This window comes from Mesobacillus subterraneus (genome assembly GCF_020524355.2).
Taxonomy (GTDB): Bacteria; Bacillota; Bacilli; order Bacillales; family Cytobacillaceae; genus Mesobacillus; species Mesobacillus subterraneus_C.
Window position 1 is genome coordinate 3,831,197 of sequence record NZ_CP129019.1, and the last position, 26,139, is coordinate 3,857,335.

Annotated in this window: 28 protein-coding genes and 1 pseudogene; 12 read left to right on the forward strand and 17 right to left on the reverse strand. The window is 41.6% G+C overall.

Features of this window, described 5'->3' with window-relative positions; all coding sequences use genetic code 11:
* Positions 1–102: 102 nt before the first annotated feature.
* Entirely contained in the window at positions 103–237 is a 135-nt protein-coding gene (locus LC048_RS19935; protein WP_264188537.1) for a hypothetical protein, read from the reverse strand.
* A 671-nt stretch (positions 238–908) separates the two neighbouring features.
* Here LC048_RS19935 and LC048_RS19940 point away from each other — a divergent pair.
* A complete protein-coding gene (locus tag LC048_RS19940; RefSeq protein ID WP_226606949.1) occupies positions 909–1,301 on the forward strand; it encodes a CPBP family intramembrane glutamic endopeptidase in 393 nt (130 codons plus the stop codon).
* A 96-nt stretch (positions 1,302–1,397) separates the two neighbouring features.
* Here the strand turns inward: LC048_RS19940 and LC048_RS19945 are convergent, their stop codons facing one another.
* Both LC048_RS19945 and LC048_RS19950 read right to left on the reverse strand, forming a co-directional pair.
* Complete coding sequence (locus tag LC048_RS19945) at positions 1,398–2,648, reverse strand: DUF2207 family protein (protein WP_371931934.1); 1,251 nt, start codon at positions 2,646–2,648, stop codon at positions 1,398–1,400.
* A gap of 115 nt (positions 2,649–2,763) precedes the next feature.
* Positions 2,764–3,339: a DUF2207 domain-containing protein gene (locus tag LC048_RS19950; protein WP_306048591.1), complete on the reverse strand. Its 576-nt coding sequence runs from the start codon at positions 3,337–3,339 to the stop codon at positions 2,764–2,766.
* Positions 3,340–3,669: 330 nt separating this feature from the next.
* Here LC048_RS19950 and LC048_RS19955 point away from each other — a divergent pair, with 330 nt between their 5' ends.
* Both LC048_RS19955 and LC048_RS19960 read left to right on the forward strand, forming a co-directional pair.
* Positions 3,670–3,981, forward strand: coding sequence for a ferritin-like domain-containing protein (locus LC048_RS19955; protein ID WP_371931935.1), 312 nt, complete (start codon positions 3,670–3,672; stop codon positions 3,979–3,981).
* A gap of 225 nt (positions 3,982–4,206) precedes the next feature.
* Positions 4,207–5,445: an MFS transporter gene (locus tag LC048_RS19960; protein ID WP_306048592.1), complete on the forward strand. Its 1,239-nt coding sequence runs from the start codon at positions 4,207–4,209 to the stop codon at positions 5,443–5,445.
* 5 nt (positions 5,446–5,450) lie between these two features.
* On the opposite strand, the gene LC048_RS19965 is transcribed toward LC048_RS19960, so the two are convergent.
* Both LC048_RS19965 and LC048_RS19970 read right to left on the reverse strand, forming a co-directional pair.
* Entirely contained in the window at positions 5,451–6,362 is a 912-nt protein-coding gene (locus tag LC048_RS19965) for an AraC family transcriptional regulator (protein WP_226606844.1), read from the reverse strand.
* The gene (locus tag LC048_RS19970; protein WP_264188538.1) at positions 6,359–6,484 is read right to left on the reverse strand and encodes a hypothetical protein; all 126 of its coding nucleotides are present in this window, start codon (positions 6,482–6,484) and stop codon (positions 6,359–6,361) included. Before LC048_RS19970 ends, LC048_RS19965 begins: the two co-directional genes overlap by 4 nt.
* A gap of 128 nt (positions 6,485–6,612) precedes the next feature.
* Here LC048_RS19970 and LC048_RS19975 point away from each other — a divergent pair, with 128 nt between their 5' ends.
* Positions 6,613–7,068 (forward strand): GNAT family N-acetyltransferase, encoded by a 456-nt coding sequence (locus LC048_RS19975; protein WP_226606846.1) that lies wholly within the window; start codon positions 6,613–6,615, stop codon positions 7,066–7,068.
* Between the two features lie 806 nt (positions 7,069–7,874).
* Here the strand turns inward: LC048_RS19975 and LC048_RS19980 are convergent.
* A complete protein-coding gene (locus LC048_RS19980) occupies positions 7,875–8,198 on the reverse strand; it encodes a winged helix-turn-helix transcriptional regulator (RefSeq protein ID WP_306048595.1) in 324 nt (107 codons plus the stop codon).
* A 348-nt stretch (positions 8,199–8,546) separates the two neighbouring features.
* Here LC048_RS19980 and LC048_RS19985 point away from each other — a divergent pair, with 348 nt between their 5' ends.
* Both LC048_RS19985 and LC048_RS19990 read left to right on the forward strand, forming a co-directional pair.
* Positions 8,547–9,044: a lactoylglutathione lyase family protein gene (locus LC048_RS19985; RefSeq protein ID WP_226606851.1), complete on the forward strand. Its 498-nt coding sequence runs from the start codon at positions 8,547–8,549 to the stop codon at positions 9,042–9,044.
* Between the two features lie 15 nt (positions 9,045–9,059).
* Positions 9,060–10,045: pseudogene (locus LC048_RS19990) on the forward strand (zinc-binding dehydrogenase).
* Positions 10,046–10,180: 135 nt separating this feature from the next.
* On the opposite strand, the gene LC048_RS19995 reads toward LC048_RS19990, so the two are convergent.
* Positions 10,181–10,483, reverse strand: a complete 303-nt coding sequence (locus tag LC048_RS19995; protein ID WP_226606856.1) for an EthD family reductase — start codon at positions 10,481–10,483, stop codon at positions 10,181–10,183.
* Between the two features lie 212 nt (positions 10,484–10,695).
* On the opposite strand from LC048_RS19995, the gene LC048_RS20000 reads away from it, so the two are divergent.
* The 3 genes from LC048_RS20000 (at position 10,696) to LC048_RS20010 (ending at position 12,632) form a co-directional block, all read left to right on the forward strand.
* Complete coding sequence (locus tag LC048_RS20000) at positions 10,696–11,319, forward strand: TetR/AcrR family transcriptional regulator (protein ID WP_226606858.1); 624 nt, start codon at positions 10,696–10,698, stop codon at positions 11,317–11,319.
* 26 nt (positions 11,320–11,345) lie between these two features.
* Positions 11,346–11,756, forward strand: a complete 411-nt coding sequence (locus LC048_RS20005) for a Spx/MgsR family RNA polymerase-binding regulatory protein (RefSeq protein ID WP_226606860.1) — start codon at positions 11,346–11,348, stop codon at positions 11,754–11,756.
* Between the two features lie 111 nt (positions 11,757–11,867).
* Complete coding sequence (locus LC048_RS20010) at positions 11,868–12,632, forward strand: GTP pyrophosphokinase (RefSeq protein WP_226606861.1); 765 nt, start codon at positions 11,868–11,870, stop codon at positions 12,630–12,632.
* Between the two features lie 136 nt (positions 12,633–12,768).
* Here the strand turns inward: LC048_RS20010 and LC048_RS20015 are convergent, their stop codons facing one another.
* The 10 genes from LC048_RS20015 to proB form a co-directional block, all read right to left on the reverse strand.
* Positions 12,769–13,749 (reverse strand): PfkB family carbohydrate kinase, encoded by a 981-nt coding sequence (locus tag LC048_RS20015; RefSeq protein ID WP_226606864.1) that lies wholly within the window; start codon positions 13,747–13,749, stop codon positions 12,769–12,771.
* Positions 13,750–13,759: 10 nt separating this feature from the next.
* Positions 13,760–15,256, reverse strand: coding sequence for a glycoside hydrolase family 32 protein (locus LC048_RS20020; RefSeq protein ID WP_306050554.1), 1,497 nt, complete (start codon positions 15,254–15,256; stop codon positions 13,760–13,762).
* A complete protein-coding gene (locus tag LC048_RS20025; RefSeq protein WP_371932077.1) occupies positions 15,240–17,174 on the reverse strand; it encodes a glycoside hydrolase family 32 protein in 1,935 nt (644 codons plus the stop codon). Before LC048_RS20025 ends, LC048_RS20020 begins: the two co-directional genes overlap by 17 nt.
* Positions 17,167–17,469 (reverse strand): hypothetical protein, encoded by a 303-nt coding sequence (locus LC048_RS20030; protein ID WP_306048598.1) that lies wholly within the window; start codon positions 17,467–17,469, stop codon positions 17,167–17,169. Before LC048_RS20030 ends, LC048_RS20025 begins: the two co-directional genes overlap by 8 nt.
* A 16-nt stretch (positions 17,470–17,485) precedes the next feature.
* Positions 17,486–18,322 (reverse strand): carbohydrate ABC transporter permease, encoded by an 837-nt coding sequence (locus tag LC048_RS20035; protein ID WP_226606868.1) that lies wholly within the window; start codon positions 18,320–18,322, stop codon positions 17,486–17,488.
* Between the two features lie 3 nt (positions 18,323–18,325).
* Entirely contained in the window at positions 18,326–19,225 is a 900-nt protein-coding gene (locus LC048_RS20040) for a carbohydrate ABC transporter permease (protein WP_306048600.1), read from the reverse strand.
* 73 nt (positions 19,226–19,298) lie between these two features.
* Positions 19,299–20,597, reverse strand: a complete 1,299-nt coding sequence (locus LC048_RS20045) for an ABC transporter substrate-binding protein (RefSeq protein ID WP_306050560.1) — start codon at positions 20,595–20,597, stop codon at positions 19,299–19,301.
* Positions 20,598–20,763: 166 nt separating this feature from the next.
* On the reverse strand, positions 20,764–21,729 hold the full coding sequence (locus LC048_RS20050) for a LacI family DNA-binding transcriptional regulator (RefSeq protein WP_226606873.1): 966 nt from the start codon (positions 21,727–21,729) through the stop codon (positions 20,764–20,766).
* Between the two features lie 351 nt (positions 21,730–22,080).
* On the reverse strand, positions 22,081–23,346 hold the full coding sequence (locus LC048_RS20055; protein ID WP_226606876.1) for a glutamate-5-semialdehyde dehydrogenase: 1,266 nt from the start codon (positions 23,344–23,346) through the stop codon (positions 22,081–22,083).
* Positions 23,347–23,367: 21 nt separating this feature from the next.
* The gene (gene proB, locus LC048_RS20060; protein WP_306048603.1) at positions 23,368–24,492 is read right to left on the reverse strand and encodes a glutamate 5-kinase; all 1,125 of its coding nucleotides are present in this window, start codon (positions 24,490–24,492) and stop codon (positions 23,368–23,370) included.
* A 451-nt stretch (positions 24,493–24,943) separates the two neighbouring features.
* Between proB and LC048_RS25180 the strand changes: the two genes are divergently transcribed.
* From LC048_RS25180 to LC048_RS20070, 3 genes are read left to right on the forward strand one after another with little or no spacing between them, the layout of a single operon-like run.
* The gene (locus tag LC048_RS25180) at positions 24,944–25,045 is read left to right on the forward strand and encodes an SDR family NAD(P)-dependent oxidoreductase (RefSeq protein WP_371931936.1); all 102 of its coding nucleotides are present in this window, start codon (positions 24,944–24,946) and stop codon (positions 25,043–25,045) included.
* 12 nt (positions 25,046–25,057) lie between these two features.
* A complete protein-coding gene (locus LC048_RS20065; protein ID WP_371931937.1) occupies positions 25,058–25,711 on the forward strand; it encodes an SDR family NAD(P)-dependent oxidoreductase in 654 nt (217 codons plus the stop codon).
* Between the two features lie 45 nt (positions 25,712–25,756).
* Positions 25,757–26,059 (forward strand): ArsR/SmtB family transcription factor, encoded by a 303-nt coding sequence (locus tag LC048_RS20070; protein WP_226606880.1) that lies wholly within the window; start codon positions 25,757–25,759, stop codon positions 26,057–26,059.
* Positions 26,060–26,139 lie beyond the last annotated feature (80 nt).

Genomic DNA, 26,139 nt, shown 5'->3' on the forward strand with positions numbered 1-26,139 from the left:
TTAATACGATTCAACAAGGAAAAAGTTTTGTATTTTTATAGCAAAAGGAAGGTTTTCACATTTCATCTTGAAACCGAAATAGTTTAAAAGATTCCCCAGACGTCACATAGGCACCGCCTGAGTATCTGCCGCAATTTCCCCGAGTTTTCTATACTCCCCAATAAAGACAATCAACGCACCTATAACAAGAATCGCCGTACCAAGAACAATGATGCTTTGTGTAGAATAGCTCTCCATTCTGCACCTCCAAAAATCAATCGCCCAATATCTTATTCTTACTTTATTCAATGGTGCAGGTTTCCTCAGAATTCACAGGCAGGCAGACGTTCACCGGTTTGTTTTTTTAGCTGTTGCGTGGGTGACAAATTCGGCTTTCGTCAGTATGAGCCATTCTGCAACTTTCTCTAAATAAACGGTTAAATAGGAAATTTATGCTAAAATTATTTAAGAGAAATTGCCATTGTTCCGTCAAAGGGCTATTGTTATTGAAAAATAATCGATCATGGGAGAGATTTACTATTACCGTATTTCGAATAGATATATTACAGATATTTTTGGCAAGTTTGTTTTTCACAGGCATTATCCTTTTTTCGTATAAGCTGTTTATTTGGGGAATGTTAACAGTCTTAATCTTTGTATTCATTGCCTTTTCTACCTCTAAATATCGATCAACCGTCTCTTTGTTTATCTTTTTTTTATTAGGGTTGTTACTGTTTCAAATAGCAAGCGATTATTATGCTCAATGGGATCTATCCAAAATGCTGAAAGTGATAATTAACAGAAGCACACTCCTGATTATCATAAGTGCACTAGTGATTTCCATTATGTTATCCAAGCAAAAAGTGTACCTTTTTAATAGGTTACCAGATTGGAAGAAATCCATAGTGTTTTCATCACATTCAATTAAGATGCCACATTTTTTAATTCATGGACTAATAGGATCAACTACCATCTTCATACCGCTGTTGTTCCTTGGAGATATAAGCTATACAAAGTCATTCGTGTTGTATGGTATATCTTTCTCATTCATAAACGCTATTTTGGAAGAGTTTCTGTGGAGAGGTATTATGTTATCCAATTTAAAAAGAAATGTATCTACAATTTTCGCCATTCTCACTACCAGCATCGGATTCGGTCTTTTGCATCTATCAATAGGAATACCCATAATAATGAGTTTACTTTTTTCGCTAGGAGGAATTTTCTACGCAGTCGTAGTTTTAAAGACCAATAGCATATACCCAGCCATATTATTTCATTTTATTATCAATTTAGGGATGGTTGCTAACGGCTGGATATTCTAAAGGGGCGTACCATTTGCTTCCGAAATTATGAAGGAAAAAAGAGCAAAAGGTCCGTCCCTTTGCTTTTGGTGGGTAGTTCAATAAGCTAGCTAGCGATCAATCGGCACTGGCCCCGCCTCCATCACTGCCTCCTCCGCTGTCTCCTCCACCTGAATAGCCACTGTCTCCAGACACCGAGGATGACGAGCTGCTTCCTGGAGGGATGCTCCACTTCCACGTATTCACCAGGAATTCTACAGGGTTCTGTCCTGTTGCAATTAGATAGGTTAATGGGGCTGCTGATTTTTCATCACCGTCGAATTCTTTTTCTAATGACCTTGATTGACGTTTTTGCTTGAATAGCAGACTGCGAATCATCCATTTATCGGATTGGCTGCTGATTTGATCTGGGAATCTCTCTAACTTAAGCTGCTTTTTAAAAGCCTGTATGTCGTGCTCAATCGCGACAGCTTCTCCTGATAGCGTCATATGAGGCATCAGTAGAGTCACCATCGCTGAAAAGACGGTCGTGATCAGCAGCAGGGTGAGTGCTTCGGCATCGTAAAGCATCACGGAAGCAATCAGGGATACCAGGTAAAATAGCATGAAGAACAATTTCCGTCCGGGTTTCAGCCAGCTTCTAATCAACAGGAACCCGGCCGTGATTGAATAGATGACTATAGCTGCAGTGGACAGGGAATCGAGATAATAAGCATAAACCATAGCCGAAACCAGAATCAGCATAAGTCCCCTGCCAACCAGCTTGCTCATTTTATCACTCATCATGCCTTCTTCCTTCACCTCGTTTAAAACACAGGCAAACCATTCCTTTTCATTGTCCTTGAACAATTTGTACTTTGTATGATAATTGTTCAGATGCTGCGGGTTATTTCTTTGCTGGCTGGATGCGCCTGCGATATCACTCATCAAGAAAACCGGATTTCCATTTTTAGCTTTCCGCTTGAACAGCCAGGACACCAATACATGCTCACATTTCGATAAGCTCGTTTCCAGGGCCGTTAATGTAAAATAGAGCGTTTGGTCAGAGGATTGATCGTCTTTTAGAAATCGGCCGGCATTTTGTTCCGTCCTCACGGTTGCTTTTCCTTTTTCAACAAGCGAATACAATCCGACGAGGAAAGCGTAAGAATCCATTTTACCCCGTCGGTTGATCATATACAGAATAAGCGGATCGGTCCGAAGCAGTTCCTCTGGCCGGTCAGCACTCCGTAATTTCCTAAGCAAACGCGTGAAAAGCAGTGTCAACACTCCGAGTGCCAAGAAACCAGCAATGCCAAGCAATACATTTTCCAGCATGTTGAGCTGTTTCTCTTTGAACGCTTTCTTTTCAGCCAATTGCTCTTCCATTAAAATCGCGTCCTTCAATGACATCGGTGCCCTGGCCTTGGATTGCTCCGACATCACGGAAGAAGGAAACAGCAGGCGGGTTTCGGTCAGTGAGTACATCTCGGACACTGAGGTGTTAAACCGCACTACCCAGGGGGCCTTTTTCAGTCACCTTGCCTTGACGATCATGGAAAAATGCAAAATAACTGTTCGGCCGGAGCTCTTTTGGGAAAACAAAGTCAATCGTCACCATATTTAAATCCTCATCATGGTTCGTATCCGTTCCAAAGAAAGGGACAGTCAGATCGCTGTAAGAATCATAGGTCTTAACCGCGTTTTTTAATTCATAAATAAAGAAAACGTCTTTCTGTTCATCCTTTGCCGTCAGTCCTGCACGATAGGTATTATCCTCTCTCGATACCTTGAGGGGACGCAGGTCTTCCATATTCACATAACCAAGCTCCGCCTTAGGATTCACCAATTCATACGCTTCAAAAAGCTCGACTCCTTTATGGTTTTTCTTATGTATAGCCCTGCTTACGCTGTCATAATCACCATCAAAGGTATACGTGAGGATTTCATTAACTAGCAAATCACCATCAGGCTGAATCCACGCCCTTATCCGGACTTCATCAATCGAATAAGAACTTGCAAACACAGGCGTGGCAATGGGCAAAAGCAGAACCAGAAGAATCACGATCTTATTTATCACAACTACAACTCCTTAATTATATTGATGTCACAGACGAGAGGACAAAAATCAGAACAACTTTCATGCCGCCTTCTTACCAGACATCACTGCTCTTCTTCCGGCGCCAAAGCCTTATGAATCGATATTTATGAAGTGGATACTTACATCGGAATGTTCCTTTACGAATAAGACAGAAAAGCATACAAGATTATGGATGCAGTCAGCATCTATAAAATCTTTTCATATGTATCTCCTTGGATATATGTATAGAAGAATTATAAACAGCCAATCTCACTTTTTCAAAAATTTCCCACAAAGAGTTATCAAAGCAGGTCAATCATGTAACGTGACGTGAGATGGCACACCTTATCTAGTCACATTCTTTCATCCATAGAAAAAAGTACAGGAAATGGAGTTATTTTAAGCCACGAGCAATTTGTTACGAATACTTACCGTCAAGCTTATAACTATGTAAATCCAATTGACCCTCAGGCTGCCTTGATCATTCAGGACTTTTTAAGGGAACAAATAGATGAAGAAGCACAAGCTAAAACAATTATTGATCGTCTTAAACTTACAGGGAATAATCCTTCCGCTCTTTTACTAATAGATCAAGAATTAGGAACAAGAATAAATGCAGCAACTCCCCCGGCAGCGGGTTGAACCGTGACAGAGTTTAGGTTCAGTTTTCCTAACAATAACGCAACTATCATGATTTCAATTTAAAATAGGCGTGGGACGGTCCGTTTTCCTGGGTCATGAGAATCGCCCCTTTGTTCCTCCGAGAACCGCCCCTGAGATTCCAAAAAAGCAATCGGCACACTCCCAAAACCGCAAATTCGGAAAAGAAATCCCCTTTCTCCCTCTCTATAATCTGTATAGGGGGAGATGAAATTGACATTTTTGAAGAAAATGGATTCGTATACTGTTTATATATATACACGTTTTTGGTCGCAGTTCTTTTTTACGTTTATCTTTACGGTTAACTTGCTGTATCATGTGAAAGTTGTCGGTCTTGATCCGTTGCAGCTGGTTCTGGTCGGCACTGTTCTGGAGGCAGTTGTTTTCCTGTTTGAGATTCCGACTGGGTTTGTGGCGGATTTGAAGAGTCGCAGGCTTTCTGTGATTATCGGGTATTTTTTGATTGGGGCTGGGTTCCTGATCGAAGGCTCGTTTCCGTATTTCGCAGCCGTGTTAGTGTCTCAAGTTCTTTGGGGAATTGGCTACACGTTTACAAGCGGTGCGCATCAAGCGTGGATTGCCGATGAAATTGGAGAAGATCGTGCTTCCGTGGCGTTTGTGAATGGTGCTAAGGCTGGCACACTTGGAGAAGTGATCGCAATTCCTTTAAGCATGTTGATTGGTTACTTTTTCATGATCAATCTGCCGATCATCATCGGCGGATTATCCATGCTGGGTTTAGCTGTTATTCTGCTCCTTTTTATGAAAGAAGAGAATTTCAAACCGGTTCAACATGAAAATACATCAACCTGGAAGACGCTAAAAAATAATATCAACGAGATGGTCCATTATACAAAGGCCAGTTATATCATGCGGATTCTCTTCCTTATTAGTTTGTTTTTCGGGTTATATAGTGAAGGCTTTGATCGGCTATGGATTTCTCACTTTTTAGAAGAAACTCACCTCGCCTATATGACGGAAGGAAACTTGGTCATCTTGATCGGAAGCATTAATTTCGTCGTTATGCTCCTGTCCTTTATTGGCCTTCATTTTATCAGCCGGAGTTCCCTCCATCACCAGTTGAACACCATCTATGCTTCCTTGTTGATCGGATGTGTTCTGATTATCACGTCACTGACCGGTTTTGCTCTTTCGACCGGTATCATCGGTTTGCTGTGTTTTTACCTGATCATCCAGGGAACAAGGTCTGTCATGGCACCGCTTGAGGATACATGGCTGAATAAAATCATCCCTGATTCGTCGACACGTGCAACTTTCTTTTCGGTAAAAGGTCAGGTTGATGCGATCGGCCAAATTGGCGGAGGACCGGCCATTGGATTCATTGCCGCAAATTTTTCGATTAAAATCGCCATGATTGTAAGTGCCATTCTGTTAACGCCTGTGATCTATTTGTATCAGCTGGCTATCAAAAAATCTCGAGAGTGATAAATTTACTCTCGAGATTTTTCTTTGATCGGAATATGTATTTCCATATAGACCTTTTTAAAATCCCAGTAATGGCAATGCTCGTCGTAAAATTCAAAGTCAAAGCCCTCTTCATCTACTTCATAGGAGGAGTGCGGAAACCAATCCTCGAGAATGTATCTCCACGTCCCTTTGATTGCCGCAGCGAATTGATCAACCTCAACCAAAGGCGTCCGGAAAATCGCATAGACAGCCTCGGGAATTCGAGTAGAAGTTATTCCCGCTGGTAAGCCTTTTCCATCGTCATGGTCTACAGCAAATAAATAACTGCACCTGCCCTCATCCAGGCTGCGGCTCAAATTGATGCAATACTCCCCATGCTTTTTCGGCGACAGCTCTTTGTACAAGTACGTTTCAATCGACCCGTCTGTTAAACCCTCCTGGTCCCAAAAAGCGGGCACATTTCGGTCAGCAGGGAAATTCTCGATCCTGAAGATTTTCCCGGCGACATTGAAGGCACTCCGGTTCACAATCTGTGGCTGCAAGACAATACCGCCCGTGTTCTTCTCGTGAAGGCTCCTCAGATTCAGTTTTTGAGGCAGTGATGTCGGACCATGCTCCTTGTAAAGGCTCGGAGGACTTCCAAAACATTTCTTAAACGCTCTCGTAAAGCCAGAATGTGTTTCAAAACCGTAATCCACGGCAATGTCGATAATCTTTTTCCCATTCACCAATTCATACAACGCAAACTGAAGCTTCCTTTTCAGCACATAATCCATCAATGTGTAACCTGTCTGTTTATGAAAAATCCGCGAAAAATGATAAGGTGAGTACCCAACCATCCTCGCCAGCTCTTCCGCACAAAGTTCCTCTTTAATATGATCTTCTATATAATCGATGACTCGTTGAAGTAAAAGTAACTGTTGAATCGCGCTCACCACTTTACGGTTGTTTTAAGCAGAGGTTCAAGACCGGCCATGGCAGCATGCTTATCCGTGGTACGGTCACTTTTGCATTTCGGGCATGGCGGCAAGTTCGTGATTATGTTGTAATGTTTCATGGTATTTCCCTCTTTTGCTATATGAAATAAGAAACTAGTTGTCTTCCATTTTATCGAAGGTTATGATAATCCTAATTTACCAAAATCTACTTTATTATAAAATGAAAAAATCTGTTGGAGGAATTTTTGTGGAAATTAAACAGGATGATTTAACAGGCTGCGAGGTTATTTCGTTAATTGGGGAGCATTTGAGCGGGATGACACTTCATTCTCCGCCGGAAAGCATTCATGCGCTGGGCCTGGAAGAATTGAAAAAACCGGAGATTTCCTTCTGGACTGTCTGGGATGGAGATCAGCTGATGGGCTGCGGGGCACTGAAGGAGCTTGATCGCCAGCACGGTGAACTTAAATCGATGAGGACGGCTTCTTCCCATCTTCGAAAAGGAGTCGCGCGAGCTGTACTACAATTCATCATTGATGAGGCAAGAAGGCGTGGCTATACAAAACTAAGCCTGGAAACAGGTTCAATGGAGGCATTCCTTCCAGCACGGAAGCTTTATGAAAAATTCGGCTTCCACTACTGCCCGCCATTTGCCGATTACGCAGATGATCCAAATAGTTTATTTATGACGAAAGAATTGTAAGCAAGACAAAAGGGCGGTAAGGGCACCTTTTCCGCCTAACCGTACCCTTATAAGAGCTTCGGCCTCCACATAAGGATACAATTTCCGCCTAATCGTACCCTTATAAGAGCTTCTCCCTCCACATAAGGATACAATTTCCGCCTAATCGTATCCTTATAAGAGCTTCTGCCTCCACATAAGGATACAATTTCCGCCTAACCGTACCCTTATAAGAGCTTCTCCCTTCGCATAAGGATACAATTTCCGCCTAATCGTACCCTTATAAGAGCTTCTCCCTCCACATAAGGATACAATTTCCGCCTAATCGTACCCTTATAAGAGCTTCGGCCTCCACATAAGGATACAATTTCCGCCTAATCGTACCCTTATAAGAGCTTCTCCCCCCACATAAGGATACAATTTCCGCCTAATCGTACCCTTATAAGAGCTTCTCCCTTCGCATAAGGATACAATTTCCGCCTAATCGTACCCTTATAAGAGCTTCGGCCTCCACATAAGGATACAATTTCCGCCTAATCGTACCCTTATAAGAGCTTCTCCCCCCACATAAGGATACAATTTCCGCCTAATCGTACCCTTATAAGAGCTTCTCCCTCCACATAAGGATACAATTTCCGCCTAATCGTATCCTTATAAGAGCTTCTCCCTTCGCATAAGGATACAATTTCCGCCTAATCGTACCCTTATAAGAGCTTCTCCCTTCACATAAGGATACAATTTCAAGAGGAAACAAGGGACACGTTTCTTATGCTTCTAAATCAATCTTTAAAAATGAAGCAAAAGGTACGCCCCCGCGCTTCCAAGTTTCAACCGCAATCCGGCTCATTCCCTATTCTTCTGTCGCCCCAGGCACACATCAAGTTCAAGATTTCCTTTAAGGTCTCTCCTTCCTCACTTAGTGAGTATTCCACTTTCGGCGGAATTTCATCGTACACTTTCCGGTTGATGATTCCGTCTTTTTCTAGCTCCCTAAGCTGCTGGGAGAGCATTTTCTTTGTTATCGCAGGCATGACCCTCTGCAGTTCACTGAAACGTTTTTCGCCTTCTTTTAACAAGCATAAAATGACCACTTTCCATTTTCCGCCGATCACTTCAAGAGTCGCTTCAACTGGGACATTGTATTTTACCATCTTCAAACCTCCAGCTACATAATATTCACACACGATATGGGTAAAAATAAATAGGGTTACTTATAAGGTACCAGGTTACATAAAAGTGCCGTCTTACATTCACAGTAAATACTCATTATACTTAAAAAGTCTTTTACTAAGACTGTTTTCATCATGATTATTGTTAAAATCCTCAAGCCGATTTTAACGTATTATAAGGCATTTTGCTTGTCGGTATCTAGTTTGCAAGCTCTTTACTCGTCTTAATCGTCTATTTAGACGAAGTTGCCTAGGTCATTCAAGACAATTTTGCAGCAAGTAGCAACAAAGTCTTACAAAAAAGCCATTATTAAATAAGGAGAAATTCAAATGAACAAAACTTATCCACGTTCTTTTTCACATATAGGATTATCGGTACCAAATATAAAAGAGGCTGTTAGCTTCTATACGGAGGTACTTGGGTGGTACGTTATCATGGAACCATCTGACGTAATCGAAGACGACAGCCCGATTGGCCAGATGTGTACGGATGTATTCGGCGAAGGCTGGGGCCAATTCAAGATTGCTCATCTTGCTACATCTGATAAGGTCGGCATCGAGCTTTTTGAATTCCCGAGCAACGAAGCACCGGAAAACAACTTTGAATTCTGGAAGACGGGAATTTTTCATTTTTGCGTCCAGGATCCGGATATTGAAGGGCTTGTTGAAAAGATTATTGCTCACGGCGGCAAACAGCGCATGCCAATCCGGGAATATTACCCGAATGAGAAACCTTATAAGATGGTCTACTGTGAAGACCCATTCGGCAACTTGATCGAAATTTATACGCATAGCTACGAAATGACTTATTCACAAGGAGCTTATTAAAAAGGAGAGTTGGTCATGAAAGCATTACTGTTAGAGGACAAGGGAAAAGTTTTTGAAATGAAAGTAGGCACTACAGAAAAACCCGCTCCCGGAAAAGGAGAAATCCTCGTCAAAATAAAAGCAACTGCCTTGAATCCTGTCGACTATAAAACAGGAAACGGCGGGAATCCGAATTGGACATACCCTCATATTCTTGGCCTTGATTCTGCTGGCATCGTGGAAGAAGTCGGGTCAGGTGTTACGAATATCAAGGTCGGGGACAAGGTCGTCTATCATGGAGACTTAACGAAAAAAAGGCGGCTACGCTGAATATGGTGTGACAACAGCCCATACCGTTTCCCTTATTCCGGAAGGCATTTCATTTGAAGATGCGGCTGCTTTGCCTACTGCAGGCTATACAGCGTATCAGGCACTTTTCCACAAGATGCATGCTGCTAAGGGACAAACCATTTTAGTTCATGCCGGTGCTGGCGGAGTCGGAGGCTTTGCGATCCAGTTAGCGAAAAATGCCGGACTGACGGTTTTAACAACTGCATCATCTGCCAATCACGAATATGTCAAAAGCCTCGGAGCCGACTATGCCATCGATTACCGTGAAGAAGACTTCGTCGAAAAAGCGCTGGAAATCACAAAAGGTCTCGGTGTTGATTTAGTCCTTGATACAGTCGGCCGGGACAATGCAGACAAGTCATTGAAAGCTCTAGCTTTCAATGGGCAAATCGCTTTCATTGCCGGCCCGCCAAACGTAAACGATGCAATTACATTTGCGCATCCACTATCCTTCCACCAGGTCGCTCTGGGAAGTGTGCACGAATCGAATCACCTGAGAGAGCAAAAAAAAGCTCGCAGAAATGGGCGATCATATGCTTTCGATGCTGGCGGAAGGAAAAATCAACCCTTTGGTCGAGAAGGTGATTTCTTTAGAAGAAGTGCCTGAAGCCCTGGCTGAACTTTCAACCCGGAGAGTGAAAGGGAAAATCGTCGCCAAGCTCACTCAATAGCTAAGGAGATACATCACGATTGTTGCGTCTCCTGCTGGTACTACCATTACGGCACAAGAAAAAACAACATCTTAACAGCAGTAATAGAAGAAAAAAACGAAGGGACATTTTTTAATGTCCCTTCGTTGTGTATATCTAATCGACAATCGCCACTACTGGCGGCTTGTTAAGGTAGGTAACAAGGTTTTTAACATCTCCCTGCACTTCCTGGAATTCCGGAGTGGCCAGCGCCTGTGCCAGGACTTCTGGATTTTCAAATTGCAGTTCAGCAATCAAGTATAATTTTTCATCTGTATACATGGACTGCAGCACATGGTGAACCTCAGCACCTTTTAAATTCGGAACCTTTTGTACGAGCGGAATATGCACCTCATTATAGTACTGTTCAAATCCCGCTTGATCCTTCGGCTGATCGTAAATAACAATAACCTTCGCCATCTTCTTCCCCCTTAGAAAAAATAATCACATATTCATTATAAGTAAATTTTCGTTCTCAATAAAGAATTACTGTTCGACAAAAAACTGGACACCTAGCTATCACCCATAACATATGACACCGTGTCACATTCGTTATTGACAAGTGACACCGTGTCATATACTATATAATCATAATATGACACAGTGTCACATACCCGAACTGAGGTGATCATTTGCCAAAGCAAACATTCTTTAATTTGTCAGATCATAAAAGGGAAAAGCTGATTGAATCAGCAGAAATCGAATTCGCTAGTGCTCCATTTTTTGAAGCTTCCATAGCGAATATTATCAAAACAGCTGGTATATCAAGGGGAAGCTTTTATCAATATTTTGAGGACAAAGAGGATTTATATTTCTATTTATTAGAAGATAAATTAAAAAAGGCAAAATTCTATCTCAGCGGTTTACTTGAAAAACACCAGGGAGATCTGATTGAAGCCCTGATTGAACTTCAAAGTTACTTTTTGCATGCCCTATCCGATGAGGAGGAGAAGCTATTTTTAAAGAATGCCCTGCTCTACACAACACATCGAGTAGAAAGTTCCTTTACAAGTGTTTGGGATACTCAGCTAGATAACCAGGAATCCAAGAAGGTCGGGGAATTAATTAATAGAGACTGCCTGAATTCAACTGCAGAAAAAGAGTTGGTACATATCTTCAAAATAGTTTCTGCCCTTTCCTTTAACAACCTGATTGAAAAAACAGTAAAAGGCTTATCTGATGATGAAGCTATGGAGTCCTTTAAACTTAGTATGAGTTTTCTAAAACAAGGCATATACAAGCAAAACTTAAAATAACTGATAAGTACAGAGGTGCAGGTTAAATGACTGTAACGATATATGGATTAGGATGCAGATCAACAAAGAAGGCAAGGCAATGGATGATAACCAACCAAATTCCGTACGTTGAAAGAAATTTGCTGGACGATCCTTTAACAGTTCATGAGCTTCAGGAACTGTTACGATTGACAACCGACGGGACCGATGACATCATTTCTAAAAGGTCTCTTCCTTACAAAACCATGAATATCGATCTTGATAAACTTTCTTTACTGGAATTACTGGAAATCGTCCATGAACACCCCCGGTTGCTTAAAAGCCCTCTGATTGTAGAAAATAAGAAGCTTCAAGTTGGTTATAACGAGGAGGAAATCCGGCAATTCCTTCCCAGAAAAGTTCGCAAGTTTCAACGGCTTCAATGGAAAGCAGATCACTTACAGCTTTTAGATTTTTAAAAGAGAGTTATTTATATCAAAAGTGGCAGATGCCCCCTGTTAAAGTCCACCCAATATTGATGGGCTGTAATAGGAGGGATAATCACCTATAACCACAAGGAGAAGCTCACAATGGAAGAATTGACTCAACAGTATAGAATCCATCCAAAACAAATGAGGACCGAACTCAAAAGGTTTTCTTTGATTTATAAATTCGCACTGGATGAAATGAATACAAAAATCAATATTTTAAAAGAAGAATTCATTCATATCCACGACTACAATCCAATAGAACATTGCAATTCTAGGATAAAGTCTCCAGAGAGTATCATCAATAAACTGAGCAGGAAAAACCTTGGCTTTTCGATAGATTCAATCAGGGAAAATATAAAAGACATTGCCGGGATCCGAATCATTTGTCCTTTTATCACCGATGTTTATAAAATAAGCCAGATGATTGAAAATCAACAGGATATAGAGTTGGTTGAACGAAAGGATTATATCAAACAGCCAAAACCCAATGGTTATCAGAGCCTCCATCTTATTATTAAAATCCCGGTTTTCATGTCTGACCGAGTAGAAATGGTTTTTGTGGAACTGCAGATACGAACAATCGCCATGGATTTTTGGGCCAGCCTGGAACATAAAATATATTATAAGTATGATAAAGAAATACCAGAAAGAATCAAAAAAGACCTAAAAGACGCAGCCATTTCAGCAGCTGAGCTGGATAAAAAAATGGAGAGCATCAATAATGAAGTCGCGCATCTGAAAGTGAAAGAAAATCCGGATTCAGAACTTCTTATATCCACTGAAACGCTAAATATACAAAAAACTAATTTCCAATCCATCCTTAACGGCTTTTTCGTGGATGTTCCTAAAGAGGTAAAAAAGTAGCGATATTCAATATAAAAGGGTGTCCAAAAGTAAAAACCTTTGGGCACCCTCTTTAATTTCAGGATAAATTGTGAGACATAAGAACGGTCTCAAGAATCGAAATAGCCAAGCCTGCGTGAGTCACTATTTTCTCTTATTAAATATTCCTTTTTCCATTTACCGATACGTCGAAATCCCCCTGAAGAAACGTTTCGACCTCCTCATATCGGGGCAAGGCTGTAATCGCGCCTTCCCTTGTTGTCGTTAGGGCACCAACAACATTAGCAAAATTCAAAATCCCCGCTATATCTTTCTCCTTTGCTTCAATGAGCGAATAAAGAATCGCTCCTATAAAAGAATCCCCAGCTCCAGTTGTATCCTTGACATCTACTTGATAGCCCTTTACTTTATAAGCGACGTCATCAACAATCGCTTCGACACCCTTTTCGCCTTTTGTGAGTATGAACCAAGAGATAGCTGGGTTTAGTTCCAGGATTTTTTGAATTGCTGCTTTTTCATCTTTCGTTTCGGTGATGAATTCTAACTCATCCTCTGATATCTTCAAAATATCTGCGTATGGAATAAACTCTTTGATTGTTCTCCTGCAATCATCAGGACTTTCCCACAAGGGCAAACGCACATTAGGATCAAAGCTAATCAATGAGCCATTTTGCTTGGCATATTCAATGGCTTTTAAATGGGCATACTTAACCGGTGACTCAATAAGGTCCACACTGCAAAAATGAAGAATGTCCCCTTCCCGGAAGATTTCCGGTCTGATTTCTTCCTCTCTCAACAGCATGTCAGCACTTGGCTTGCGATAAAATGAGAAATCCCTTTCCCCAGATTCAGTAAGGGAAACAAAAGCCAGTGCAGTATTTGCCTCATCTGTAAAGAATACATCATCAGTATCAATTTTCTCTTCATTTAATACATCGATTAAATATTCCCCAAATGCATCCTGCCCTACTTTCCCTATGAATTTAGCGTGTCCTCCCAACCTGGAAACACAAGCTGCCACATTGGCAGGTGCTCCTCCAGGCTTCTTGATGAACCCTTCTACTTCCTTCAATTTGCACTCTCTGTTAATGGGAATAAAGTCAATCAATACTTCACCCATCGTGATTACCTTCGCCATTATTCTCCTCCTAAGATATCGTCCATTTTAGAAGTTTGTTCACATGCGTCCTTCCATTCGAAGAAAAAGAAACAAGGCCTCCCATTTCTTCAGTGAAAAACAAAGAAGTAAACACCAGTTCTCCACCATTTACAAAGATCTCAATCGAAGATACATCCAAGAAGACAGATAGTTTTACTTCTTTGGACAAATCGATGTTCTGGCTCCTGGAATAATCATTTTTGTATGCAAGGTTTTCAATTGCGTATGTAGATTCTTTCCGATCCAGGACCATTTGGTTTCGGTTCTTATTGAATGTCAATGTCAGCTTCTCTTTGGCGCCCTTAAAGAAATCAATCGAAAAATGCGAACTATGTTCCATATTAAATTTAATATCAATTCGTTGACTCATATCATTAAGACGATCATTCTTATATTCGCCACTGATGATGAAATCATTAAGCTCAACTTGAATATCCTGGTAGTTCTCAATCGTATGATACGGCCTTTGGATTAATCTTCCGTCTTTTATAGAAAGCTCTCGTGGAAGTGTCATGGAACCATTCCAACCGTGCCCTAATTCGTGCAGAGGGTATTTCATGTCCCACATGTTCATCCAGGCAATCATGACTCTCTTGCCTTCCAGGGTTAAAAGAGATTGCGGGGCATAGAAATCAAACCCCTGGTCAATTTCCTGATCGCTCTCTACTGTAAACTCCCCTGTAGAATAATCAAATGAACCAATCAATGCCATTGAAGAATGGACATTTTCAAAATCATACCCTACCCGTGGTTTATCCTGGGGAGAAAATAGTAAGACATGTTTTCCATCCAATTCAAATAAATCCGGACATTCCCATACGGTCCCAAAGCTCTTTCCAAGCGTTAACCGATTCAAAAATTCCCACTTAACCCCATCTGTAGAGACATAGAATAAGACATGGCTGATATTTTCGATGCTTTTGGACCCTACTGCCATGAAGAATTTATTATTGTGAACCCAGACCTTGGGATCTCTGAAGTCTTCTATCCGGATTCCTTCAGGTATCTGATCTATTCCAATAATAGGATTATCAAGAAATTTTTTATAAGTCACCCCATCTTCCGACCTAGCAAGGCACTGAACTTGCCTGATAAGCGGCTCTGATGCAGGGATAGCAGTGTCTGATTTCTTTTTGAATTTTTCATCATATAACAAATCCAGGTGGGAATCGGTATGACCCGTATAATATAGCCAATGCTCATTCCCCACTTGAAGCCCTGATCCTGAAAAGATGCCATTTCGGTCATATTTCTTATCTGGTTTTAAGGCAATTTCCTTGTGGGTCCAGCGGATAAGATCTGGACTAACCGCATGTGCCCAATGCATAGGACCCCACATCGTATCATACGGATAGTGCTGATAAAAAAGGTGATACTCATTATTGAAGCAGGAAAAACCGTTCGGATCATTCATCCAGCCGCACTCAGGCATCAAATGATAGTGATGCCTATACATTTGATTGATTTTGTCAGTATCTATTGTCATAGTGGTCACTCGTTTCTCCTCGTTTCCAAATCGGCTTCAACCTGTAAACTTTTATTGATCGAATATTTGTTTCTAAATCTCCAATAAGAGTTAGATGGTCGCTGTCTGCCAGTATAGGATAGGCTCGACTTGTCATCATTTTTTTGTTATTCATAAAGCATTCAATGGTTGAGTGGTCAAGAAAAAGCTGCACCTTAAAACCTTTTTCGATATCAAGCGGACCGCCTTGAATATCTCCTTCGCGGCCTAATCGGCTCATACGGCGGTCAAGCCACACTTGACTATTTTTCCCGTCATAAACGAGTACCGTTTTCTCATGCCCATTCTGATTTTTTTTAAGTTCTAAACCAACATTTCCATCGCTTTTATCAAATTCCACCAGGACTTCTAGCATCTTATGGTTGATCTTTTCGAGCTTTTGATTTATTTCCGATAAAGTCAGGTTGGATTCATCAACTAGTAATTCTTCTCGCAATGAAGTCAAGTTCTCTAGCGTCCTCATTCTAAGTTCGTTGTTCTCCAAATAGAGCTCGATTGGCAGTCCGGCATTATGGGCCCATCCCGCGTCATACTCTTCTTGTTCATTCCGGTCTCCCTGAAGAATGGAGAACACAATGGACTTTCCAGTCACTGGATCAACAAAACCACTTGGCCCACTGAATTTAAATTTACCGTAGTCTATTAACTGTGGTTCCTCACTGTCAGGAACAAATCTGAAATTGTCTTTGTCAAAGTCACCGATATAATAATAGGTATCGACATGATACCTTGATTCAGTGTGGAAAAAGCTCATAACTATCAAAACGTGTTTCGTATTTCCCTTCGCATCTGAAACTGGCAAAAAGACTGGAAGCTCCCAATTTGACCCTAAATAAGGATATTCATCCTTATCGACTGTGAAAAACTCTCCTTTAAACTCCCAATTCTCGCAATCAATAGAAGTATAAATCCAAGCTGTCGGTCCTTTTCCGACTATTCCTCCACCGATAATCAGATACCATATATCGTTCGCAGGATCTTTCCAGACAAAAGGATCCCGGAACTGAGATCTGATACCTTGTCTGTCTGTCTGCATGATTGCCATCTTATCCGCCATAACCCATTCCACCAGGTTCGGATCTCCGATGTCCTTAGGTGTTGCGATGGCAACTCCCTGGTTATACTTCTTAGAAAAGTCGGCAGATGTATAGAAAAGATAAGGAATCCCTTTTGGACCTATAGTGGCCGAGCCTGACCATACCCCTGAGGGAGACACATCTCCCCTTTGTGGAAATAGAGCTGTTCTTTCATTCCGCCAAAACACCATATCTTCACTTGTCCAATGGCCCCAATGTAAATTGGAAAAATAGGGACCAGAAGCGTTCTTTTGATAAAACAAATGATACTTCCCGTTGTAGTAAAAAGGTGCGTGAGGCTCATTCATCCAATGCTGAGGTGGAATCGCATGATATTGTGGCCGGTGGACATCATCCAATAACAATGTTTCATCTAAATCAATATCCTTTAGGTCCAGCTGCAGCTTCCCCTCTAGTTCAATGAATTCCCGGTGGATTGCCTCTTCCGATAAGGGTTCATTGAACACTCTTATGTAATCAATCAGACCGGAAAACATCCCACCCTTAAAAATTCCGCTAATTTGGAAGGGTGTATTATTCATTCCAATGGACAAAGGAATATCCGAAGTGACAAAAGCCCAATCAAATTCTTTGACCATTTGCAGCTTTGAATTAATAAATAGCTCGATTTTACCTTTGGAATATGTAACCGTAATAAGTGATTTCTTGTACAACTCAAGTTGTTGCCGAGTCCTCAGCAAATGTATCTTTTCTCCATCGCCCATTTCAAATTGGACTTCACCATGCTGGAAAAGACTGAGTGCAAATCCCCGATTGTTCTCTTTATCAAGCTGGTCAATGATTGCTGTAGAGACCTCCCCATGACAGGCCTAGTATTTCAAAACAACGAGGTGCTACGAGGGACGAAATGGTGAATGCCCCGTCATGAACCAGCGCTTCATCCTTTATAAAAGTAGAATAGCCATCAAAATCCAAAGCGTATCCTGATGTGTTAGACTTCACCCACCTGGGGGTACAAGTAGACTTGTATTTTGCATCATTTAACACATAATTGATGGATAAAAAAGTGCCGCGAACCCTCTCTTTTGTTTTACTTCCATATCCCTCGTTAAACTCAAGATTGTAAATAAGACTCATGGTCACACCTCTTTGTTTATTTAATTCCTGATGATGTATTCTGCGGCATGATATATTTTTGACCAAAAATATAAACTAACAGAATCGGTATGGTTGTAATGGTTAATCCCGCCATCACCTGATTCAGGTAGACAGGCTTTGTTTCATTCATGATATTAACAGCGACAGACAACGGATACTTTCCCGTTTCGGTGAAAATCATCAAAGGCCATACATAGTCATTCCAAGAGCCTACAAACACCAATATTCCAATTGTCATGAAGATTGGCTTTGAAATCGGAATAACGATCTTCGTAAAGACCTGCCAGTCCGAAGCCCCATCCATGAAAGCAGACTCTCTCAGTTCTTTCGGAATCCTTTTGAAAAACACCATGAAAAGATAAATGTTAAAGGCGCTGCCAATATGAGGCAGTGCCAATCCCCAAACTGTGTTAGCCAAATTCAATTCATTGACTATAATGAAGATTTGAATAAGGACAGATTGGAAAGGAAAGATGATTAGTATAATCAAAAATGCCGATATGTACTTTTTAAATGGTATGTCGAATACGGCTAGGGCGTATCCCGCTAAAGAGTTAACAAGCAAACTCCCAAACACAATGACAGCACTGTAGAGCACACTATTAAAGAAATGAAGAGAAAAATTGAACCTGCTGAACATTTCCTTATATGGATTCAGCCATGAACCAATATTGCTGAAGTTCGGGATAAAGCTTTGGATGGTGCCAATCTCTCTTGAAATCTCAGCAACTGACTTTGTACTGCTGACGAACATCCAGATGGTCGGAAATACAAACAGAACGGCAAATGCTATTAAAATAGTTATTTTCAAAACTCTTAGCAAGATCTTCACGTCCTAGTCCTCCTTTACTAACTTGCTTTGAACAAAAGCGATTACGATTAAGATTAAAGCGAAAACAACAGTAATCGCACTTGAATATCCAATTTGTCGATACCTCGTACCTTGCTCGAACATGTATAGGAGGATACTGGATGTACTGCCCTGAGGACCTCCATTGGTGAGGACTAACGGCTCAATGATGATTTTAAATGTACCGGTTGTGACAACAATCAGCACGAAAACAAGTTGGCTCTTGATGCTTGGAACGGTAATGTATTTAAACTTCTGCCAGGCATTTGCACCCTCAATGGAGGCAGCTTCATATAAAGATGCTGGTATATCCTGAAGGGCAGCCATCAATATCAACATCTGGAAGCTGATACCTTGCCACAGGATAATAAAAGAAATCGTAGGCAGAGCCATGCTCGGATCCGCAAAGAATTCTTGTTTAGCAAACCCTAATTCTGACAAAATCATGTTCACAATTCCTAAATTGGGATCTAAAATATTCTTCCATAATAAGACCACAACAATAATAGATAATATATAAGGTGAAAAGAAGGCTGTCCTGAAGAGTGTGTTGGTTCTAGATTTTTTTGCAATTAGAATTGCAAGGAATAATGATAAAATCACTTGAAGGGGAACGATATATATGACATATTTAGTAGAATTTAAAAATGCTTGTTTAGCAAATTTATCTTTTGTTATTTCAACATAGTTATCGAAGCCAACAAATGAGATATCATTCGGTTTTAGCAAGTAATAGTCCGTGAATGAATATCCCACTGCCAGAATCAACGGATAGATGACAAAAATGCCGATTAAGGTGAATGCAGGCAGCAGAAACAAGAACTGACTGCTGAATAAAAACTTCAGAAATGGAATTTGGTTTATGTGCCTTCTGATTTTGTCCATATTATTACTCCTTAATAGAATAGAAAGTGTACGACTAGTCGCACACTCCCTATTTTATTATCATTTTAAAGATTTATTTAAATCTTGCTGCCTCACGATCTGCTTTGTCAATCGCATCTTTAACCAGTTCTTCAACCGAACCATTATTTAATGCAATTCCTTCAACGATATCCCCAAGCACATCTTCCAGCACAGGGAAAATTGGTGATTTTGGCTTTAGATGTTCTGTGTTAACTAGCTGATCTAACATAAGCTTTCTTGGATACTCATTATATTTTTCGGAGGACTCCAACAATTCTTTGTGCCCAGGAATAAGGCCAGCTGCTTCCTCCATTGCTTTTGCACTGTCTTTATTCGTTAAATGAGCAACCAATTCCGCTGCAAGTTCAGGATGCTCAGTAGACTGAGTCGCTGATACATACCAGCTGCCATGCGGAGCTGACTGGTGGCCTTTTTTTCCGTATGGATAAGGCATTAAAGACCAATTAAGATCTGGATATTCATTGCTTAATACATCTACCATCCAAGGTCCTTCAAAGCTGATTGCTGCTTTACCTAAAGCAAACGCATTTTCTCTTACAGTTGGAGAAACAATTCCATCTCTGAACAATTTTTCGATAAATTTCAGAGCTTCAATTGTGTTATCGCTATTCAAATACCCATCTGTTTCCAATCCATTTTCTCCAACCAATTGCCCATCATTAGAGAAAATAATTGGTGAATGAGCATACATTTGCCAGCCACTGTTATCAGGAAACATGTGAACTGGTTCCTGGACCATATGCTCCTTTAGCTTTTGTGCATTCTTCAAAAACTCATCGTAGCTCCAGGCTTGCTCCAGGGTCCAATTTCCATTTTCATCAGCAGGGACTTCAATGCCTGCCTCTTTAAATAAATCTACATTGTAAAAAACTGGTGAAGATAAATCAAAGGATTGCAAGGCATAGAGATTGTCTCCCACACTGCCAGCATCAACGATTGTCTCTAAATAAGAATCAACGGTTGACTGGTCTAAATATTTATCTAGTGGCAATAAAAGCTCGGAGTCTACATAAGAGGCCGTATGTACACTCTCTAATGTGATGATATCCGGAAGATCTCCAGTCGTGATGACCGCATTGATTCTGTCATTATAACCGCTGCCCTCGCCTGTCTTGACGATGTGTTCAACTGTTACCTTTACACCTTTATGAGTTTCTTCGAATTCTTTTGCTCTTTTGTCGTAGCTTTCTCCTTCAGGTTCATCTGCAGGCACATGAACCCATACCTTTAATTCTTTTGTTCCTTCCTTTTCTTCTGCATCATTCCCTGCAGAATCAGAACAAGCAGCTGAAACCAAAATTAGTGCAAAAATCATAAAAAGGCTGATCATTTTCTTCAATTGAACCCCTCCTTAAATTATGGAACCGTTTCCACACACTTTAATAATAAAGGGGCAATGCCCCGGGTAATCGTATGTGGAAATGTTTCCATCTTCAATATCAGTATATAAAATGCACTTCTTTGTTGTCAATCCTTTTTTAATATTCTTTTGGCTGTTATCGTGTCGTTTCACCCTTCAAGTAGTCCACTTGATGAATTGCCGGTGTTACCGACACCCCTTTGATCCTTTTAATCAGCAAGTCAACCAAGCTTCTTCCCATTACTTCAACAGGTTGGCGAATGGTTGAGAGTTTAGGTTTAAGTGCTGCGTATCTTTGGATTCCGTCATAGCCTATTACGGATAGCTCCTCAGGAACTTTGATGTTTTTCTCAAGAGCTAGCTGCACCAATTCCAGGGCCATAAGATCATTTTCAACAAAGACTCCATCCACATATTTATGCTTAGATAAGAATTGATTGAGAAAAACGGTTTGATCCTTTATCGGGTCCTCTTCAAGGTGGAGTGTATAATGCATTCCATATTCCTTGGCTCCATCTTCGAACCCCTTTTTCCTTTTCTCCACTTCCGTTAGTATGGTTTTGGAATATGTCCCTATATATGCAACATGTTTGCAGCCTGAATCCCTCAGTGCTTGAAGAGCCATTTTCCCTCCTGCATAATTATCACTGGAGACATAAGGAATCTCGCCGATATGACGATCCACTAACACAATCGGCATAGAGCTGTTAATCTCATTTTCAATCTGATTATAGGATATTCCGATAATGCCTGATACCTTATTCTGCTTGAGCATATTGATATAGCTTAACTCTTTCTCTATTTGATTGCTGGAATTGCAAAGCATCATTTTATAACCGTTTTTATCAAGCTCATCTTCAATAAAATAGGCCAGTTCAGAGAAAAACGCATGATTAATGGAAGGCAGAAATAAGGCTACAATCCTATTATCCTGCGTCACAAACGCTCTAGCCGTTTCGTTAGGAACATAACCCAGTTCAGCTATTGCATCCTCCACTTTCTTCTTTGTTGCTTCGCTCACATAGCCAGACTGATTAATTACACGGGAGGCTGTCCCAAGACCCACTCCGGCCAACTTTGCGACATCTTTTATCGTTGCCATGCTATCACCTCAGACAAAAGCATATCATATATGGAAACGTTTCACCATTTAATTTTCTTTTCACTTCAAGAGCTTGTTTGAGAGAAGCAAATTTCTGCTATCTCGCACTTCATAACCCTTTCGAGTAGTTTTCCATTCGTCCTATTTACATAATCTAAACATGATAACCGATATAATTGAATCATTTCAAATGGGAAGTGAGTAACTCCTATATAAGAATATTAATGTATCTATTTCCAGATGGATTTACAGCCATATTTTCACACTCAAATTACCCCCACAAAAAAAGGCTCTCAACGCCAAATTTGACGAGGAAAGCCTTCTTTTTCTTCTATATAAATATCTGATCGATTACCTAACCAACCCATCGCCAACCATCACATACTTGCGAGTAGTTAACGCTGGCAATCCCATTGGTCCTCTGGCATGCAGCTTCTGCGTCGAGATTCCAATTTCTGCACCAAATCCTAAAGCTCCTCCATCTGTGAATCTAGTGGATGCGTTATGATAGAGCGCTGCGGCATCTACAAGCTGCAGGAACTTCTTGGCGTTCTCTGCATTCTCAGTAATGATCGCTTCAGAGTGTTTGGTGCCGTACTGGTCGATGTGCTCGATCGCTTCATCGATATCGTTTACCACCTTAACAGCGATGTCCATGCTCAGGTATTCTTCGGACCAGTCGGTTTCAGTTGCTGGTACTACGTTTGGAAGTGTGGCAGCTGCATCTTCGTCTCCATGGACAGTGATTCCGTTCTCCTGGAAAGCAGCAGCAAGCTTTTCATTGTTCTTCTCAAGCCACGCTTGATGAACGATGAGTGTTTCAGCTGCATTGCACACTGCCGGGCGGTCTGTTTTGGCATTGACCATGATGTTCAATGCTTTTTCGGTATCCGCTTCTTCGTCGACATACAGATGGCAGTTGCCGACTCCAGTTTCTAGTACAGGAACCGTTGCGTTTTCCACGACTGCCTTGATCAATGCTCCTCCTCCCCGTGGAATCAGGACATCGATGTGCTCTTTCATCGTGAACAGCTGCTGTGTTGCTTCGCGATCTGCTGTGGCGATGAACTGGATCGCTTCTTTTGGCACCTTTGTGTTTTCAAGTGCCTGGTGCATGATGTCGACGATGGCTTTGTTGGAGGATAGCGCAGAGGATCCGCCTTTTAGGATGATGGCGTTCCCGGATTTGAGTGCCAGGCCTGCTGCATCGACGGTCACATTCGGGCGCGCTTCGTAAATCATGCCGATGACTCCGAGCGGAACGCGGATTTCTTTTACATGGAGTCCGTTTTCCAAGGTCCAATCTGACAGGACGTCGCCGACTGGATCAGCATGCTCTGCCACCTGGCGAAGTCCTTGTGCAAAGTCTGCGATTCGTTCGCGCGAGAGTGCCAGGCGATCCATGAATGCAGCTTCGAAGCCTTTTTCCCTGCCGTTCTGCAGATCCTTTTCGTTCTCCGCTAAAATGGCTTCGTAATTATGGTCCAGTGCGTCAGCGAGAATCAGCAACGCCTCGTTTTTTTCCTCAGTGGAAAGGATGCCCAGCTGCTTCGCTGCCTTTTTCGCTGCAATGGCTTGTTCTTCTACTGTCGTTGGTTGAGTCATAGTCAATGTCATTAAAACGCCTCCTGAAAAATTTTAGACTGATACCGGCAATGCAAAATCTCTTGAACAGACAAATGTGCCTTGTTCGATTGCTTCTGTTCGTTCACAATCTTCTTCAATCAATGTTTCTTCCAATTTTCCGCTAGAATAATTGATTCGTCCGAGTCCGATTTCTTCCCCGTTTTCATCCAGCACTCTGACGACGGCTCCTTCTCCGAACCTGCCTTTTACTTGAAGAATGTCAGATGGGAGGATATTTTTTCGATCCTCGATGATCGCTGTCCTGGAGTCAGGCCGAATGATGACTTCACCCTCAGGGCCGGAATGGAATGCAATCCATTGCTGGTTGTTGTCGAGGTTGAATCCTTCTGGATGCTGGTTGAAATACGTCCCTTTAGCTGTTCCGCTCACCGCTTTTACCAGGATGTCCTTGCTGTCGACCTTCCCTAAAAACGAATCGATACCGGATGCCATCGCAATTTTTACCGCGGAGATTTTCGATTTCATCCCGCCCGTGCCTACCGCGCTTCCGGAACCGCCAGCTGCTGCTTCGATTTCAGGAGTGATTTCATGCACCTTATCCAGCAACTTAGCGTCTGGGTTGTTGTTCGGATTTTCATCATACAAGCCGTCGATGTCGGAAAGAATAATCAGCTGGTCTGCCTGAATCAACGCTGCGACCTTTGCTGACAATGTGTCATTGTCGCCAAAACGCAGACGGTCAACCGTGACCGTGTCATTTTCATTGATGATCGGGATGATTCCCCTCTCCAACAAAACGTTCAACGTATTTTTCATATTGTTGTAGCGATTTTCATTCGCGAAATCACTTCTCGTGATCAAGATTTGGGAAGCGACATACCCGTGAGATAAAAACAGTTCTGAATAAGATTCCATTAACAGTCCCTGGCCGATTGAAGCGGCTGCCTGCTTTTCAGGCAATGAAGTCGGCCGCTGAATGCAGCCAAGCTTGCGATACCCCGCAGCCACGGCACCTGATGAAACAACGGCCGTTTCATAGCCAGCATCCTTCAAGGCCACAATCTGGTTCGCCAGGTTCTCGAGCTTCCTGCGGCTGATTTCCCCGTGCATACTCGTCAGCGAACTGCTGCCAATCTTAATTACAACTCTTTTTATCTTCTTGTCTTGCTCTAACATCTAATACCTCCTCGTGATTCCCTCTAACACATATGGAACAATCACTCATTCAAAAAGTGTTCGTATACCGTTCGTATTTGTCAACGATATTAATCGTAACATCCTCAGATTCAGTTTCAAGGGATATCCTGCCATTCGTGAGCATATGGCTGAGATAGCGAATGGAAGCGGTGCCATTTTGCAGATACTAGCGGTTAGGTAAGGCTGAGCGATACTCAGCACTTCTGAAGAAGAAATTTGGGGATATATCAGGATTGATGATGGAAGTCCCAGAACTTCCGGAAAGAAAGCCGAACCGGCCGATGTCATTCAATCAAAAATGCAGGATGGATAAATCAAACAAATCCATTTCTGCTGTATAAACCTTGCATTTTCTTAAAGCAAAGCTTATTATATGCTTAAGTTCTTAAACGTTTAAACTTTTAAACATAGACATAGGGGGTTTTATATAATGAACAAAACAGCTTTGATTACGGGAGCATCTGCTGGCTTAGGATATGAGTTTGCCGTCCAGTTTGCAGAGGATGGATATGATTTGGTCTTAGTGGCCTGAAACAAGACTAAAATGGAAGAAATCAAAAACCGTTATCCCAATTTAACCATTACAGTGGTTACCAAGGATTTAAGCAAGCCGGAGGCAGCAAGGGAAGTATATGAGGAAGTGAAAGCCGCGGGAATCAAAATCGATACTTTAGTGAATAATGCCGGGTTTGGACTGATGGGCAAATTTGAAGATCTCGACATAGCAAAGCAATCAGAAATGATCAGCTTGAACATTACAGCTCTTACCGAGTTGACGCATTACTTTCTGCCGGAACTGAAGGAAAACTCCAATAAAGCAAGAATCCTGAATGTTGCCAGCACCGCTGCATTCCAGCCTGGACCTATGATGGCCGTATACTATGCGACAAAAGCCTATGTGTTATCATTTTCCGAAGCTCTTGCAGAAGAGCTCGCCGGCACGAATGTGACAGTCACGACACTGTGCCCGGGAGCGACAAATACGAATTTTGCATCCGTGGCAAATGTTGAAAAAACGAAGATGTTCAGCGGAGCCATGTCCTCACAAGAGGTTGCAAAACAAGGTTATCAGGCATTAATGGCCGGAAAGCGTGTCATCATTACCGGCAGTACAAATAAAATTGGAGCATATGCAGCGAAATTCCTCCCTAGAAGCCTGGCTGCAAAAATCGCTAAATATGTTGCGAAAGAAGCCTAACTGCCTTTTAATAAAAAATAATGATTCAACAAAGGAGAGCATTCAATGGGGGAAAAAGCAATCGATGTTTTTCGTTCGTGCATACCGCTTTTCACAGCATTAAGTGATCCTGCCAGACAAGATATCATCCTATTATTAGCCGACAAAGAGCCTTTAAGCGTCAATGAGATAACAGAGCATTCAACCTTATCGCGCCCGGCAATCTCTCATCATCTGAAAATCCTTCGAGAACATCATCTGGTGAAAATCGAACAAAAGGGCACGCAGCGGTATTACTCACTCTCACTGGATCACTCAGTAGAAATATTAAAAAAGCTGATTTATACCGTGGAAAATGAATGTCTATAATACACCTAAGCTGGGGATTAATCTCCGGCTTTTTTTCGTGTTTATTCGGGTTCTCTTGTGATCGCTTATCGTTCCCATCC

Excerpts from the sequence above, each read along its gene's own strand:
- LC048_RS19935 (WP_264188537.1), bottom strand. The coding sequence starts at position 237 with ATGGAGAGCTATTCTACACAAAGCATCATTGTTCTTGGTACGGCGATT.
- LC048_RS19940 (WP_226606949.1), top strand. The coding sequence starts at position 909 with ATGCCACATTTTTTAATTCATGGACTAATAGGATCAACTACCATCTTC.
- LC048_RS19945 (WP_371931934.1), bottom strand. The coding sequence starts at position 2,648 with ATGGAAGAGCAATTGGCTGAAAAGAAAGCGTTCAAAGAGAAACAGCTC.
- LC048_RS19960 (WP_306048592.1), top strand. The coding sequence starts at position 4,207 with ATGAAATTGACATTTTTGAAGAAAATGGATTCGTATACTGTTTATATA.
- LC048_RS19970 (WP_264188538.1), bottom strand. The coding sequence starts at position 6,484 with ATGAAACATTACAACATAATCACGAACTTGCCGCCATGCCCGAAATGC.
- LC048_RS19980 (WP_306048595.1), bottom strand. The coding sequence starts at position 8,198 with ATGGTAAAATACAATGTCCCAGTTGAAGCGACTCTTGAAGTGATCGGC.
- LC048_RS19985 (WP_226606851.1), top strand. The coding sequence starts at position 8,547 with ATGAACAAAACTTATCCACGTTCTTTTTCACATATAGGATTATCGGTA.
- LC048_RS19995 (WP_226606856.1), bottom strand. The coding sequence starts at position 10,483 with ATGGCGAAGGTTATTGTTATTTACGATCAGCCGAAGGATCAAGCGGGA.
- LC048_RS20005 (WP_226606860.1), top strand. The coding sequence starts at position 11,346 with ATGACTGTAACGATATATGGATTAGGATGCAGATCAACAAAGAAGGCA.
- LC048_RS20010 (WP_226606861.1), top strand. The coding sequence starts at position 11,868 with ATGGAAGAATTGACTCAACAGTATAGAATCCATCCAAAACAAATGAGG.
- LC048_RS20015 (WP_226606864.1), bottom strand. The coding sequence starts at position 13,749 with ATGGCGAAGGTAATCACGATGGGTGAAGTATTGATTGACTTTATTCCC.
- LC048_RS20020 (WP_306050554.1), bottom strand. The coding sequence starts at position 15,256 with ATGACAATAGATACTGACAAAATCAATCAAATGTATAGGCATCACTAT.
- LC048_RS20030 (WP_306048598.1), bottom strand. The coding sequence starts at position 17,469 with ATGAGTCTTATTTACAATCTTGAGTTTAACGAGGGATATGGAAGTAAA.
- LC048_RS20040 (WP_306048600.1), bottom strand. The coding sequence starts at position 19,225 with ATGGACAAAATCAGAAGGCACATAAACCAAATTCCATTTCTGAAGTTT.
- LC048_RS20045 (WP_306050560.1), bottom strand. The coding sequence starts at position 20,597 with ATGATCAGCCTTTTTATGATTTTTGCACTAATTTTGGTTTCAGCTGCT.
- LC048_RS20050 (WP_226606873.1), bottom strand. The coding sequence starts at position 21,729 with ATGGCAACGATAAAAGATGTCGCAAAGTTGGCCGGAGTGGGTCTTGGG.
- LC048_RS20055 (WP_226606876.1), bottom strand. The coding sequence starts at position 23,346 with ATGACATTGACTATGACTCAACCAACGACAGTAGAAGAACAAGCCATT.
- proB (WP_306048603.1), bottom strand. The coding sequence starts at position 24,492 with ATGTTAGAGCAAGACAAGAAGATAAAAAGAGTTGTAATTAAGATTGGC.
- LC048_RS25180 (WP_371931936.1), top strand. The coding sequence starts at position 24,944 with ATGAACAAAACAGCTTTGATTACGGGAGCATCTGCTGGCTTAGGATAT.
- LC048_RS20065 (WP_371931937.1), top strand. The coding sequence starts at position 25,058 with ATGGAAGAAATCAAAAACCGTTATCCCAATTTAACCATTACAGTGGTT.
- LC048_RS20070 (WP_226606880.1), top strand. The coding sequence starts at position 25,757 with ATGGGGGAAAAAGCAATCGATGTTTTTCGTTCGTGCATACCGCTTTTC.